A 12551-nucleotide genomic window follows, 5' to 3' on the forward strand; every position below is an offset into this window, starting at 1 on the left:
CGGTGCCGCCCCCTCCCGCCCGCCGTGCTCCGCCCGACGCTCCCCGCATACACCCATGCGCTGGGGTGCGCGCCGCGTGACGCGGGCATCGCCTTCGGTGACCGACCGTCGAGCGGGGAGGTGCGCGTGCCCGGACCGGCTTGGCCCGGCTGGCTGCTGGTCGCGCTGTGCGGGGCGACCGGCGTCTACTGCCTGCTGCGGATGCGCAGCAGGGTCGAGGAGCAGCGCCGGGCCGCGGGCGGCGAGGCGCTGATGGGCTTCGGCATGGCCGTGATGTCCGTGCCCGGGACGGCGTTCACGCCTCCGTCGTGGACCTGGCCGGTCTACGCGGCCGTCTTCGGCGGCGCCGCGCTGCGCGCCGTGTGGGCCGCGCGGACGGGTCCCCACCATCTGCATCACCTGGTGGGAGCGGCGGCCATGGTCTACATGGCGGTCGTGATGGCGGGCTCCCCCGTGTCGGGGCACGACCACGGACACGGCGGCGCCGGAGTGCCGCTGCTGACCGGCGTGTTGCTGCTGTACTTCGCCGGGTACGTCCTGGTCTCCGGCGTCCGGCTGCTGCCCGTGGCGGCCGTGGCCGCGGGCGTCGCGGCGGCAGGCTGGGGCGACCGGCCGGAGCTGGCGCGGGCGTGCCGGCTGTCGATGGGGATCGGGATGCTGGCGATGCTGTTGACGCTGTAGCGGCGGACCCTGCGGCGCCGCGACTCCGGCGGGAAACGTGGCCTGCGTCACTTGCCGCGAGTAGCCGTACCCGCCCGTAGGCCGCCGCTCATAAGGTGCTGACCATGATGGTCCCCGCGCTCCTGCTGATGCTCGGCGCCCTGACCGCCGTCGTCGCCCCCCGCCTGCTCGCCCGGGCCGACTGGCCGGACCGTGAACCGGTGGTGGCGCTGTGGGTCTGGCAGTGCGTGGTGGCGGCGGTTCTGCTGTGCTGCGCGCTGTCGATGACGCTGAGCGCGGCGGCGGCCTGGCAGGCGGTGCGCGGCCATGTGTTCGCCCCCGCGCCGCAAGGGGTCGTGGAGGCCTACGCGTTCGGCGCGACCGGCCCTTGGGCGGCGGCCACCGCCGTGGCCCTCGCCTGCGGTGGCGTCTGGACCGCGGTGATGCTGCTCCGCGAGATCGTGCGGGCCCGGGCCCGGCGTCGGCAGCAACGGGACGCAGTTCTGCTGCGTGCCCCGCTGTTGCCGGGCGAGGAGCCCGGGACCGGTCGGCTGGTCGTGTTGGAGGGCGAGCGGCCGGACGCCTGGTGGCTGTCCGGTGCGACACCCCGACTCGTGGTCACCACGGCCGCGTTGCGCCGCCTGAAGGGCCGTCAGCTGGACGCCGTCGTCGCCCACGAGCAGGGGCACGCACAGGCCCGGCACGACTGGCTGCTGCACTGCTCGGCCGCCCTGGCCACCGGTTTCCCGCAGGTTCCGGTGTTCGCCGCGTTCCGTGACGAGATGCACCGCCTGGTCGAACTCGCCGCCGACGACATGGCCTCCCGTCGCTTCGGCCGGGTGACGACCGCGTTGGCGCTGGTGGAACTGAACGAGGGCCGGGGCGTGTTCGGGCCGAGCCCCGCCCCGCACGCCCACGTCCCGCAGCGGGTGAACCGGCTGCTCGCCGCCCCGGACCGGCTCACCGCCGCCCGGCGGCTGCGGCTGACGGCGGCCGCGGCGCTGGTGCCGGTGGTCCCGGTGCTGGTCGCGTTCGTGCCGGGGCTGAGGGCGCTGGGCTGAGAGACCTGGAGAGGGAGCTGGGCTGAGGGGTGGGAGTGCGGGGGCCCCTGAAACCGTCGCGACCCGGAGTTGGCCTCTCGGCCCCCGGTTCGGCGAGGATCGAAGCATGCACTCCCCGACCGTCGACTCCCCGCCCCGCCCGCCCGTCCCCCGCACCGCCGCCCGCTCGGCGATCGTGCTGGCGGTCTGCTCGGTACTGCTGCTCATCCTGGTCGCGGCCAAGTGGCACCCCCTGATCTCCACCGACGGCGACATCTCCCGCACGACCCACCGCTGGGCGGTCGACGATCCGGACACCACCCGGGCGTTCCGCATCCTGACCGACTGGGTCTGGGATCCGGTGACGATGCGTGTTCTCGTCGCGGTCGTCGCGGTGTGGCTGATGTGGCGCCGACGAGACTGGTGGACGGCCGTGTGGCTGCTGGCCACGGCCGCGCTGGGCACGCTGATCCAGCAGGGGCTCAAGGCCGCCGTCGACCGCCCGCGCCCGGTCTGGCCCGACCCCGTCGACACCGCCCACTACGCGGCCTACCCCTCGGGACACGCCCTGACCGCCACGGTGGTGTGCGGCCTCCTCGTCTGGCTGCTCCACCGCCACGGCGCCGCCCGCGCCCTGTGGCGTACGGCCCTGGCCGTGGCGATCGTCTCCGTGATCGGCGTGGGCCTGACCCGCGTGTGGCTGGGCGTGCACTGGCCCTCGGACGTCGTGGGCGGCTGGCTGCTGGGGGCGATGCTGGTGGCCGCGGCGGTGGTGGCCCACACCCGCTGGCGCCCGCCGAACACCGACGCGTAGCGCCCCCGTCGTCGGCGGTGTTGCGTGGCGGCGTCTCCCTGCGCGGCGGGACGGGACTCCCTAAGGGCTGTCCCGTAATCCCTGGCGGGCGTGCGACGACAGCTACGGCACCTCGCCGCGTTGTCGGGACGTCCGCATACATCCAGTATGCGGACGTCCCTCCGCCTTGCGATGCACCGCATCTGACGCCGCACGCTGATCCACCAGGGATTACGGGACAGCCCTTAGGATCACCCCATGACCGCCGTGTTGTTCGACTTCTCCGGAACCCTCTTCCGCGTCGAGTCCACCGAGTCCTGGCTGCGTGCCACGCTGACCGAGGCGGCGATCGTGCTCCCCGACGGGGAGTTGGCCGAGACGGCGCGGGCGCTGGAGCTCGCGGGCGCGCTGCCGGGCGGGGCGAACCCGGTGCGGCTGCCCGCGGACCTCGCCGGTCTCTGGGAGATCCGGGACCAGAGCGCGGAGCTGCACCGCGCCGCGTACACGGGCCTCTCCCGGCAAGTACCGCTGCCCCACCCCGGATTGCACGACACGCTCTACGACCGCCACATGAGGCCGAACGCCTGGTCCCCGTACCCCGACGCCGTGGACGTGCTGCGCACGCTGCGCGAGCGCGGGGTCGGCGTCGGCGTGGTCAGCAACATCGGCTGGGACCTGCGCCCGGTCTTCCGCGAGCACGGCCTGGACGCCTACGTCGACACGTACGTGCTGTCGTACGAGCACGGCATCCGCAAGCCGGACGCGCGCCTGTTCGCGGTCGCGTGCACGGCGCTCGACGTCGATCCGCGGGAGGTGCTCATGGTCGGCGACGACCGGCGGGCGGACGGGGGCGCGGCGGCCCTGGGGTGTGGAGTGCACTTCGTGGACCATCTGCCGGTCGCACAGCGGCCGGACGGGCTGCGGCCGGTGCTGGACCTGGTCGGACGACCTGCCGGAGGGTAGGTCCGACCGTCCTGGACGATCCCCCGCGTCGCCCAGGACGGACGGCAACCCGGGCACCCCGCACAGGGGGGTGGACCGGGACGCACTGAGTATAGTTGGCTGGCAGCCAGTCAACGCAGGAGTTACAGGATGTCCCCGCGCAGCGCCTCGGTCAATGAAGAATTGCGACGGCGTTCCCGCGAGCGGCTCCTCCAGGCTGCCGTCGAACTGGTCAGCGAGCGCGGCTACGACGCGACCACGCTCGGTGACATCGCGGACCGGGCGGGCTCGGCGCGCGGACTGGTGTCGTACTACTTTCCCGGCAAGCGCCAGCTCGTCCAGTCGGCCGTGCACCGGCTGATGCACCGCACGCTGGAGGAGGCGCTGGAGCGGGAGCCGCGCACCGAGGACGGCCGGGAGCGGATGGCCAGGACCATCGACGCGATCCTGGGCCTTGCCCGGGACCGGACGGTGCTGATGCGCCAGCACATGGCGGGGCTGCTGCAGGCCGAGGGGTTCGTGCAGTGCCCGGAGCAGCAGCGCCTCGCCGTGCTGCTGCGGGACACCGTCGCACGGCACGGTTCACAGGACGTCGACCGCGACTATCCGATGCTGCGCAGCCTGCTCATGGGCTCCGTCTTCGCGATGGTGCTGCCGAACGCGCCCATGCCGATCACGACCCTGCGCGCCGAGCTGTTCGCGCGCTACCGCCTCGACCAGGAGCTCGGCGCCCCGCCGGAGACCGCGGTGGTCTCCGGCGAGGCGTGCGAGAGGGATCTGTCGCGCTTCTTCGCGACGGGCCGTGAACCGGAGAGTCAGTCGAAGTAGTCCGGCTGGGTCTGGACATTGAGCTCGCGCAGCCGGACCTTCTTCGCGGGGTCCGTACGACGGTCACGGATCTTCAGCACGTCGAAACCCTTGACCATGTCGTTGGAGTAGACGTAGCCGTTGTAGTAGTACGCCGACCACGAGCCGCCGCCCGTGAGCCGCTCGGTGGACAGCGGGCCCCGCTCGAAGTAGGCGATCTCCTTCGGGCTGGTGGAGTCGGTGAAGTCCCAGACGGAGACACCGCCCTGGTACCAGGCCTGCACGGCGATGTCCCTGCCCTTGACCGGGATCAGCGAGGCGTTGTGGGCCACGCAGTTCTCGGTGTCCGCCTGATGGCGGGGGATCTTGTAGTAGCTGCGGAAGACGAGCTTGCGGTGGTCGCCCCGGCCGACGATGTCGTAGATGCCGTCGGCGCCCCGGTTCGGGCCCGTCGCCTCGTTGCAGGTCGCCGCACCGCCGCCGCCGAGCTCGTCCGTGAACACGACTTTGTCGGCGTCCTGGTTGAAGGTCGCCGAGTGCCAGAACGAGAAGTTGACGTTGTCCTGCACCTGGTCGATGACCTTCGGGTGCTCGGGGTCCTTGAGGGAGAACAGGATGCCGTCGCCAATGCAGGCGCCCGCGGCGAGGTCCTTCGAGGGCAGGACCGTGATGTCGTGGCAGCCGGTGGTCTTGGAGACACCGGGGTTGGTGGGCCCACCCGGGTTGCCGCCGCCGTCGGGACCCTCGCCCGGGAAGAGCACGGGGAAGCCGACCACCGCGGCCTTCTCGGGCGCCTTGCGCGGCACCTTGATGACCGAGATGCCGTCGTGCGGCGGTTGGCAGTCGGGGTAGGCGGCATTGGGCGCGTACGAGGAGACGTAGATGTAGACGTTCTTGCGCTCGGGCACCAGGGTGTGGGTGTGCGAGCCGCAGGCGGTCTCGACGGCGGCGACGTACTTCGGGTTGGCCTTGTCGCTGATGTCGAAGACCTTCATGCCCTCCCATGAGGACTTCTCGGTGGCCGGCTGCGAGGTGCTGTTGCAACTGCTGTCGCTGCGCGAGGAGTCGGTGGACAGGAACAGCAGGTCGCCGGAGACGGAGACGTCGTTCTGCGATCCGGGGCAGAGCACCTGGGAGACCGTCCGCGGTGCCCTCGGGTTGCTGATGTCGAAGATGCGGAAGCCGTCGTAGTTGCCGGCGAAGGCGTACTTGCCCTGGAAGGCCAGGTCGGAATTGGTGCCGGGGAGGGCGTCCTTGGGGATGTTGGCGAGGTGTTCGACGTTGGCGGAGTGGACGATCTCGTCCTGCCCGGGTAACTCGTCGTCCACCGTCGCCCCCGCGGGGCCCGCGCTGAGCAGGGCGGCCAGGAGTCCCGCCGCCGCGGCGACGACTCCCAGGGATCTGTGCCGCGTTCGGGGGTGGTTCAACAGGGTCACTGTGTCCTCCCTAATCGCCGCTCATGGGGGAGCGGCTCACGGTCCTCCGAAGTATCGTCTTGGTCATGCACAGATCAACAGGGGGCATCGCGTCCGACACACCTCAAGTAATCACGAGACGCCCTCAACTCGCCTTTTACAGGAGGTCGTTGTGTTCTTACGCCGTGCGTCACGCGCCGCCATCACCACGCTCTCGCTCGTCGCGCTGACCGCCCTCGGGATCACGTCCTGCGACTCCGGTCCGGACGCCACGCCGGACCCCGGGAGCGGGCCCTCGGTGCTCGTCCCCGGCGGCCCCGGCGAGGCGAACCGCACCCTGTCCGCCCAGGAAGCCGCAGGCCGGCGTGTGGACGACGACACGCCGAACGCGGCGGACCGCGCGTACGCGCGCCGGATGATCGAGCATCACGCCCAGGCGCTGGAGATGACCGAACTCGTTCCGGATCACGCGGAGTCGGGCAGTGTGCGCCGACTCGCCGCGCGGATCGCCGCCGCGCAGCGACCCGAGATCGAGGTCATGAAGAGCTGGCTCAAAACCAACGGAGCCGAGGACGACGCGGGCGGTGGCAGTGGGGCTCGCGGCCACGAGCACGCCTCGATGCCCGGGATGGCGACCGAGGCACAGCTGGAGAAGTTGCGCGCGGCCCGGGGGAAGGCGTTCGACCAGCTCTTCCTCTCCCTGATGATCAGCCATCACGAGGGGGCGATCACCATGGCCGTCGAGGTCAAGGCGGAGGGCAACAACGGCCGGATCGGGGAGATGGCCGACGACGTGGTCGCCGAGCAGACGAGCGAGATCACCCGGATGCAGGCGATGATCAGCTGATCGCATCCCATAGGAAACCGGTACGCACGCGCGCGTGCCGCGCGGCGCCCTGCCGACGGGGCACCGGTGGTGCGATGCTGGACGCAAGAGCGATCTCCTCTGCTTCCTCGGGGCCCCGGGCCCCTCGAGAAAAGGGGTTCCGCCGTGCTGCGTGTCGCCGTCGTCGGCTCCGGGCCGAGCGGGGTCTACACCGCCCAGAGCCTCGTCGAGCACGACTCCGGGGTGCTCGTCGACGTCCTGGACCGGCTGCCGTGCCCGTACGGACTGGTCCGCTACGGCGTGGCGCCGGACCACGAGAAGATCAAGTCACTGCAGAACAACCTGCGCGCCGTCCTCGAGCACGAGCGGGTGCGGTTCCTCGGCGGTGTCCGCGTCGGCGCCGACGGGGTGCCGGCCGACCGGCTGCGGGAGCTGTACCACGCGGTCGTGTACTGCGTGGGCGCCGCGACCGACCGGCATCTGGGGATCCCCGGCGAGGACCTGCCGGGCAGCTTCTCGGCCACGGAGTTCGTGTCCTGGTACAGCGCGCACCCGGACGCCGTGGCCGGCCGTTTCGTGCTCGAGGCGCGCTCGGCCGTGGTCATCGGCGTGGGCAACGTCGCGGTCGACGTCACCCGCATGCTGGCCCGGGGCGCGACGGAGCTGAGCCCCACCGACATGCCGCAGGCCGCGCTCACCGCACTGGCCGCGAGCCGGGTGACCGAGATCCACATGGCGGGGCGGCGCGGCCCCTCCCAGGCCCGCTTCACCACCAAGGAACTGCGCGAGCTCGGCGCGCTGCCGGACACCGACGTGATCGTGGACCCGGCGGAGCTGGCCCTCGACCCGGCGTACACCGACCCCTCCGGCCTGCCCGCTCCCCAGCGCCGCAATGTGGAGGTGCTGCGCGGCTGGGCGGAACGGCCCCGGACCGGTGCCCCGCGACGGATCCGGCTGCGGTTCTTCCTGCGCCCGGTCGAGCTGCTCGCCGCCGGAGGCCGGGTGGGCGTGGTGCGCTTCGAGCGGACGGCGCCGGACGGACAGGGCGGCGTGACGGGCACCGGCCGGTACGAGGAGGTCGAGGCGCAGCTGGTGCTGCGTTCGGTGGGCTATCGCGGGGTTCCGCTGGAGGGGCTGCCGTTCGACGCGGGGCGCGGGACCGTGCCGAACCAGGCGGGGCGGGTGCTGCGCGAGGGCGTCGTGGCGCCCGGTGAGTACGTGGCGGGCTGGATCAAGCGGGGCCCGACGGGCGTGATCGGCACCAACCGGCCGTGCGCCAAGGAGACGGCGATGTCGCTGCTGGCGGACGCCCCCGCGCTCGTACGCCGGGAGCTGCCGGGAGATCCGGTGGCGGCGTTGCGCGCGGAGGGCGTCGAGCCCGTCGACTGGTCGGGGTGGCTCGGCATCGAGCGGGCCGAGGCGGAACTCGGGGCGTCGCTGGGGCGTGGCGTGGTCAAGCTGCCCGACTGGGAGTCGCTGCTGGCGGCGGCGCGGGGAGCGGTGCCGTAGCGGCAGCATTGCCGGCCGGGCCGACCGCCGGTCAGCCCGCCTGTGCCGAGTCCTCGGTGGGGCGTCGGTAGACGCCGTCACGCCGGTGGAGGTGGTGCAGGTCGACCAGATAGCGGCGCAGGGTCACATGGTCGACCTGTCCGCCCTCGCACCAGGCGCGGAGCCGGTCGTTGACCTCACGTTCCGTGTACGTGCGGCCGGGCTCGAAGGTGCGCTGCGCGACATGGCGCAGGACGAGCGTCTTGCGGTTCCACTGGGCCGGGAGCCGCACCAGCCGCCCGTCGCGCACGAAGGTGCGCAGCACCATCTCGACGCGCTCGTCCCCGGTGCCGTGGTCCTGCGTCGGCCGGGGCTCGGCCGTGTCGCGCGCGAGGTCGCGCAGTCGGTCGTACGACACCCCGAGTCCGGCGTCCGACACCTTGACGACCTCGCCGTCGCGGAGCCGGTGGAGCGCGACGAGGGCGTCCTTGGTGCGCAGTCCCGCCCGCTCGGCGACCTCCTCGGTGCTGGTGGCACCGAGTACGACGGCGGCGAAGGCTCGCGCACGGTTCTCGTCGGCCAGCAGCCTGACGACGTCGTCGGATGTCATACGGTCACTCTCCGTTCTACCCGGGTCGGGTGGGCGACAGCGCCCGGCACACCCGATCCCGGGGACGCTACTCCGCCGCCCACTCCCCCGCTCGGGAATTTCCGCGTGCGGCCCATACAGGCCGCACGCGACTGATGGTGCGTCAACTCTATGTGCAAGCAGCCCCGTTCAATGTGAACGAACCGGGGGCCGCGCTGTTGCCGGTGTGGTTCGCCTGGTAGCCGATGGTGACGCTCGCGTTCGGCGCGATCGTGCCGTTGTACGTCACGTTGGTGGCCGTCACCGCGCCGGAGGCCGGGCTGTAGGTGGCGCCCCAGCCGTTGGTGATGGTCTGGCCGGAGGGCAGGGTGAAGCCCAGCTTCCAGCCGTTGATCGCGGTGGTGCTGGTGTTGGTGAGGGTCACGGAGCCGGTCAGCCCGGTGCTCCAGGCGCTGGTGGACGCCGTCACCTTGCACGCTCCGGGTTGCGGCTGGGGTGCGGGGCCGGCGCTGTCGAGGCCGAAGAACCTGAGCACCCGGGCGCCCATGCCGTTGCTGTACAGGTTGTGGCCGACGCCCTGGAGGCTGATGGCCTCGACGGGTGCCTGGTCACCGGTGCCGCCGTAGCGGGTGCGGGTCCAGCCGGACTGGGGCGAGTCGGTGGTGGCCGGGGTCTGGCTGACGCCCTGCACGTTGGTCCACTGCTTGATCTCCTCCCCGAAGTTCGGATACCGCAGGACGTCGTCCTGCGTGCCGTGCCACACCTGCATCCTCGGCCGGGGGCCGGTGTACCCGGGGTAGGCGTTGCGCACCAGGTTGCCCCACTCCTGGGGGGTGTGGGTGATGCTGCCGCCGGAGCACTCGCTGTTCCACTCGGAGCCGTTGGTGGTGGCGAAGCAGCCGAACGGGACGCCCGAGAAGGCGGCGCCCGCCGCGAACACGTCCGGGTAGTCACCGAGCAGGACGTTGGTCATCATCGCGCCGGAGGAGATACCGGTGACGAAGATCCGGCTGGTGTCGGCGGAGTAGGTGCGGGCGGTCCAGTCGATCATCGACTTGATGCCGACGGGGTCGCTCCCGCCACCGCGCTTGAGCGCCTGGGGCGAGGAGACGTCGAAGCACTTGCTGCTGCGGGTGACCGACGGGTAGACCACCACGAAGCCGTACTGGTCGGCCAGTCGGGCGTACTCGGTGCCGTTGTACATGGCGGGGCCGGAGCCCGTGCAGTAGTGCACCGCCACGAGGATCGCCGGGCGCGCGGTCACGCTCGCCGGCACGTACACGTACATCTGGAGGTTGCTGGGGTTCGTACCGAAGTCGGTCACCTCGGTGAGCGTCGCGGCGGGGACCGCGGCGGCAGCCTCCGTGCGGGCCGACGCGGTGGGTGCGGTGAGGACGGTGGCGGCGAGTAACGGCACCAGCGCGGCGAGGAGCGCCATGAGCACCGAACGCGGCGATCTCCTCGCCGGACGGGTGGAGCGGGCGGTGATGGACACGTCCTGTCCCTTCTCGGTAGCGGCTCGGGGGACGTCGTACGGGGTTCAGCAGGCGCGTCTGGTCGACGCCGTCCCGGTCGCGTCCCCGGCGACCGCCGGGTCGGGTGGCAGGGCCGGGCGGGCCACCGTCGGAAACAGCGGTACCAGGCCGCTGACGAACGTGCGCGTGCGCGGAGTCGGCATCGACTCGCCCCTCTCGGAAAGGGAAGCGTCAGCCGCATGGTGGCATGGACACGACCGTCATGGAAGCGCTCCCACGCCACTCGGGGAAAGCCCGCCCCCCTCGCCAGGGCTGGCCGAATGTGTTCTGCGCAAAGCGTTGACTAGAAAGCGCTTGCCCCCTACGTTCCGTTCAGCAGTGTGACCCACCCCCACACGGCGGGTCGTCCAGCGGAGCCCCACAGCCCGGGGAAGTGCACTCCTCAGGCTGTCGCGAGACCTGTCGCCGTCACACTGCTCGCGCGCGGCGATCAGAATGGCGTACGACATTCATATACATGTCCGTGAAAGCCCCTCCGAAGGGACGCACCCGCATGCGCACAGGCCCCCCACGTACACACGCGCAAAGATCCGCTCTCGGCGCTGCCGCCGCCGCTCTCGCCACGGTGGCCGTGCTCGCCGTCCCCGAGTCGGCCGGGGCGGCGGAGACCTCGCCGGTCGGGTTCGGCGCCGGGACGACCGGCGGTGGGAGCGCCTCCGCGGTCACCGTCTCGACGCTCTCCGCCTTCAGGACGGCGGTGACGGGGAACACGGCCAAGGTGGTGAAGGTCAACGGCCTGATCACGCTCAGCGGTCAGGTCGACGTAGGGTCCAACACGACGGTCCTGGGCGTGGGTTCGTCGTCCGGGTTCACCGGCGGCGGGCTGCGGCTGAAGAAGGTCACCAACGTCGTCATCCGCAACCTGAACATCAGCAAGCCGCTCGCGCCGTCCGACGGCGTCACCGTCGAGTCGTCCACGAAGGTGTGGATCGACCACAACTCGTTCTCGGCCGACCGCGATCACGACAAGGACCACTACGACGGTCTGCTGGACATCAACCACGGCTCCGACAACGTCACCGTGTCCTGGAACACCTTCAAGGACCACTTCAAGGGCTCGCTCGTCGGCCACAGCGACAACAACGCGAGCCAGGACACGGGCCACCTGAAGGTGACGTACCACCACAACCACTTCAGCAACGTCTACTCGCGCATCCCCAGCCTGCGCTTCGGCACCGGGCACTTCTACGACAACTACGTGGTCGGCGCCGACACCGCGGTCCACTCCCGCATGGGCGCGCAGATGCTGGTCGAGAACAACGTCTTCCGCTCGACGAAGGTCGCGGTCACCACGAACCGCAGCAGCGACGTCGACGGATACGCCAACCTCCGCGGCAACGATCTCGGTGGAGCCGCGACCGAGATCTCCCGGACCGGCACGTTCACGAGCGCTCCGTACAGCTACACCGCCGAGCCGGCCTCCTCCGTCGTCGCCTCGGTGACGTCCGGCGCGGGCGCCGGAAAGCTCTGACCACCCTTCCCGTCCCCCAACAGGAAGAAGGAATCGGGACATGACTTCTTCGGTACGTTCGCGCACCCGCGTGCGCGCGCTGACCGGCGTGCTGGCCGCTCTCGGCCTGTCGGTTGGCATGATCATGACAGACAGTGGTCTGTCCACCGAGGCCAACGCCGCCACCTGGCCCAGCGCCAACGGCAGCCAGGGGGTCTCCTCCACCATCCCCGTCTCCGGCACCAAGGACTACGGGATGAAGCGCCTCTACGGCACCGGTGACCTGGGCACCGGCGGACAGGACGAGGACCAGGGACCGATCCTGGAGCTCGCCGACGGCGCCGTCCTGAAGAACGTCATCATCGGCGCCCCGGCCGCGGACGGCGTCCACTGCAAGGGCAGCTGCACGCTCCAGAACGTGTGGTGGGAGGACGTCGGCGAGGACGCGGCCACCTTCAAGGGCTCCTCCTCGTCGAGCGTCTACACCGTCTACGGCGGGGGCGCGAAGGCCGCCAGCGACAAGGTGTTCCAGTTCAACGGCGCGGGCAAGCTGGTCATCTCCAAGTTCGCCGTGCAGAACTTCGGCACCTTCGTCCGGTCCTGCGGCAACTGCAAGACGCAGTACAAGCGGTCGATCATCCTGAACACCATCGAGGTGACCGCGCCGGGCGGCCGGATCGCCGGCATCAACACCAACTACGGGGACAGCGTGGCCCTGCGCGCCATCACCGTGGTCGGTGACAGCAGCAAGAAGATCATCCCCTGCCAGAAGTACATCGGGAACAACACGGGCAAGGAGCCGACCAAGAACGGCACCGACGCCGACGGCACGTACTGCAACTACGCGAGCTCGGACATCACCTACAGGTAGTCACCCCACGGTCCTCCACGACTGGTCCCCCCACGGCTGGTCCCCCCACGGCTGGTCCCCCCACGGTGAAGGCGGCCGTGCGGAGCGTCCCCGCACGGCGCTCCGCACGGCCGCCGAATCGTGCGCCGGCCGCGA

The 12551-nt window shown here is 71.1% G+C and carries 13 protein-coding genes; 9 read left to right on the forward strand and 4 right to left on the reverse strand.

Annotation, left to right across the window (positions count from 1 at the left end; genetic code table 11):
• The first annotated feature begins 126 nt into the window (after positions 1-126).
• The 5 genes from ACGFNV_RS16720 (at position 127) to ACGFNV_RS16740 (ending at position 4263) form a co-directional block, all read left to right on the forward strand.
• The gene (locus ACGFNV_RS16720; protein WP_393623126.1) at positions 127-681 is read left to right on the forward strand and encodes a DUF5134 domain-containing protein; all 555 of its coding nucleotides are present in this window, start codon (positions 127-129) and stop codon (positions 679-681) included.
• A gap of 104 nt (positions 682-785) precedes the next feature.
• Positions 786-1721 carry a M56 family metallopeptidase gene (locus ACGFNV_RS16725; RefSeq protein ID WP_393623127.1) on the forward strand — a complete coding sequence of 312 codons (936 nt, stop codon included), beginning with the start codon at positions 786-788 and terminating at the stop codon, positions 1719-1721.
• 106 nt (positions 1722-1827) lie between these two features.
• Positions 1828-2514, forward strand: coding sequence for a phosphatase PAP2 family protein (locus ACGFNV_RS16730; RefSeq protein WP_393623128.1), 687 nt, complete (start codon positions 1828-1830; stop codon positions 2512-2514).
• 237 nt (positions 2515-2751) lie between these two features.
• Complete coding sequence (locus ACGFNV_RS16735) at positions 2752-3456, forward strand: HAD family hydrolase (RefSeq protein ID WP_393623130.1); 705 nt, start codon at positions 2752-2754, stop codon at positions 3454-3456.
• A gap of 129 nt (positions 3457-3585) precedes the next feature.
• Entirely contained in the window at positions 3586-4263 is a 678-nt protein-coding gene (locus ACGFNV_RS16740; RefSeq protein ID WP_393623131.1) for a TetR/AcrR family transcriptional regulator, read from the forward strand.
• On the opposite strand, the gene ACGFNV_RS16745 is transcribed toward ACGFNV_RS16740, so the two are convergent.
• Positions 4251-5678: an LVIVD repeat-containing protein gene (locus ACGFNV_RS16745; protein WP_393623133.1), complete on the reverse strand. Its 1428-nt coding sequence runs from the start codon at positions 5676-5678 to the stop codon at positions 4251-4253. The genes ACGFNV_RS16740 and ACGFNV_RS16745 overlap by 13 nt on opposite strands.
• A 151-nt stretch (positions 5679-5829) precedes the next feature.
• On the opposite strand from ACGFNV_RS16745, the gene ACGFNV_RS16750 reads away from it, so the two are divergent.
• Together ACGFNV_RS16750 and ACGFNV_RS16755 are read left to right on the forward strand one after the other, a co-directional pair.
• A complete protein-coding gene (locus ACGFNV_RS16750) occupies positions 5830-6504 on the forward strand; it encodes a DUF305 domain-containing protein (RefSeq protein ID WP_393623135.1) in 675 nt (224 codons plus the stop codon).
• 144 nt (positions 6505-6648) lie between these two features.
• A complete protein-coding gene (locus ACGFNV_RS16755) occupies positions 6649-7992 on the forward strand; it encodes an FAD-dependent oxidoreductase (RefSeq protein ID WP_393623137.1) in 1344 nt (447 codons plus the stop codon).
• A 31-nt stretch (positions 7993-8023) separates the two neighbouring features.
• Here the strand turns inward: ACGFNV_RS16755 and ACGFNV_RS16760 are convergent, their stop codons facing one another.
• The 3 genes from ACGFNV_RS16760 to ACGFNV_RS16770 all read right to left on the reverse strand — a co-directional run bounded on the left by ACGFNV_RS16760 (position 8024) and on the right by ACGFNV_RS16770 (position 10238).
• On the reverse strand, positions 8024-8581 hold the full coding sequence (locus tag ACGFNV_RS16760) for a DUF2087 domain-containing protein (protein ID WP_393623139.1): 558 nt from the start codon (positions 8579-8581) through the stop codon (positions 8024-8026).
• A 148-nt stretch (positions 8582-8729) separates the two neighbouring features.
• Positions 8730-9998 (reverse strand): PHB depolymerase family esterase, encoded by a 1269-nt coding sequence (locus ACGFNV_RS16765; protein ID WP_393623331.1) that lies wholly within the window; start codon positions 9996-9998, stop codon positions 8730-8732.
• Positions 9999-10100: 102 nt separating this feature from the next.
• Complete coding sequence (locus tag ACGFNV_RS16770) at positions 10101-10238, reverse strand: hypothetical protein (RefSeq protein WP_393623141.1); 138 nt, start codon at positions 10236-10238, stop codon at positions 10101-10103.
• A 350-nt stretch (positions 10239-10588) separates the two neighbouring features.
• On the opposite strand from ACGFNV_RS16770, the gene ACGFNV_RS16775 reads away from it, so the two are divergent.
• Positions 10589-11566 carry a polysaccharide lyase family 1 protein gene (locus ACGFNV_RS16775; RefSeq protein WP_393623143.1) on the forward strand — a complete coding sequence of 326 codons (978 nt, stop codon included), beginning with the start codon at positions 10589-10591 and terminating at the stop codon, positions 11564-11566.
• 40 nt (positions 11567-11606) lie between these two features.
• Positions 11607-12416: a pectate lyase gene (locus ACGFNV_RS16780; protein ID WP_393623145.1), complete on the forward strand. Its 810-nt coding sequence runs from the start codon at positions 11607-11609 to the stop codon at positions 12414-12416.
• The last annotated feature ends 135 nt before the right edge of the window (positions 12417-12551 follow it).

The organism is Streptomyces sp. NPDC048751 (assembly GCF_043198595.1).
Taxonomy (GTDB): Bacteria; Actinomycetota; Actinomycetes; order Streptomycetales; family Streptomycetaceae; genus Streptomyces.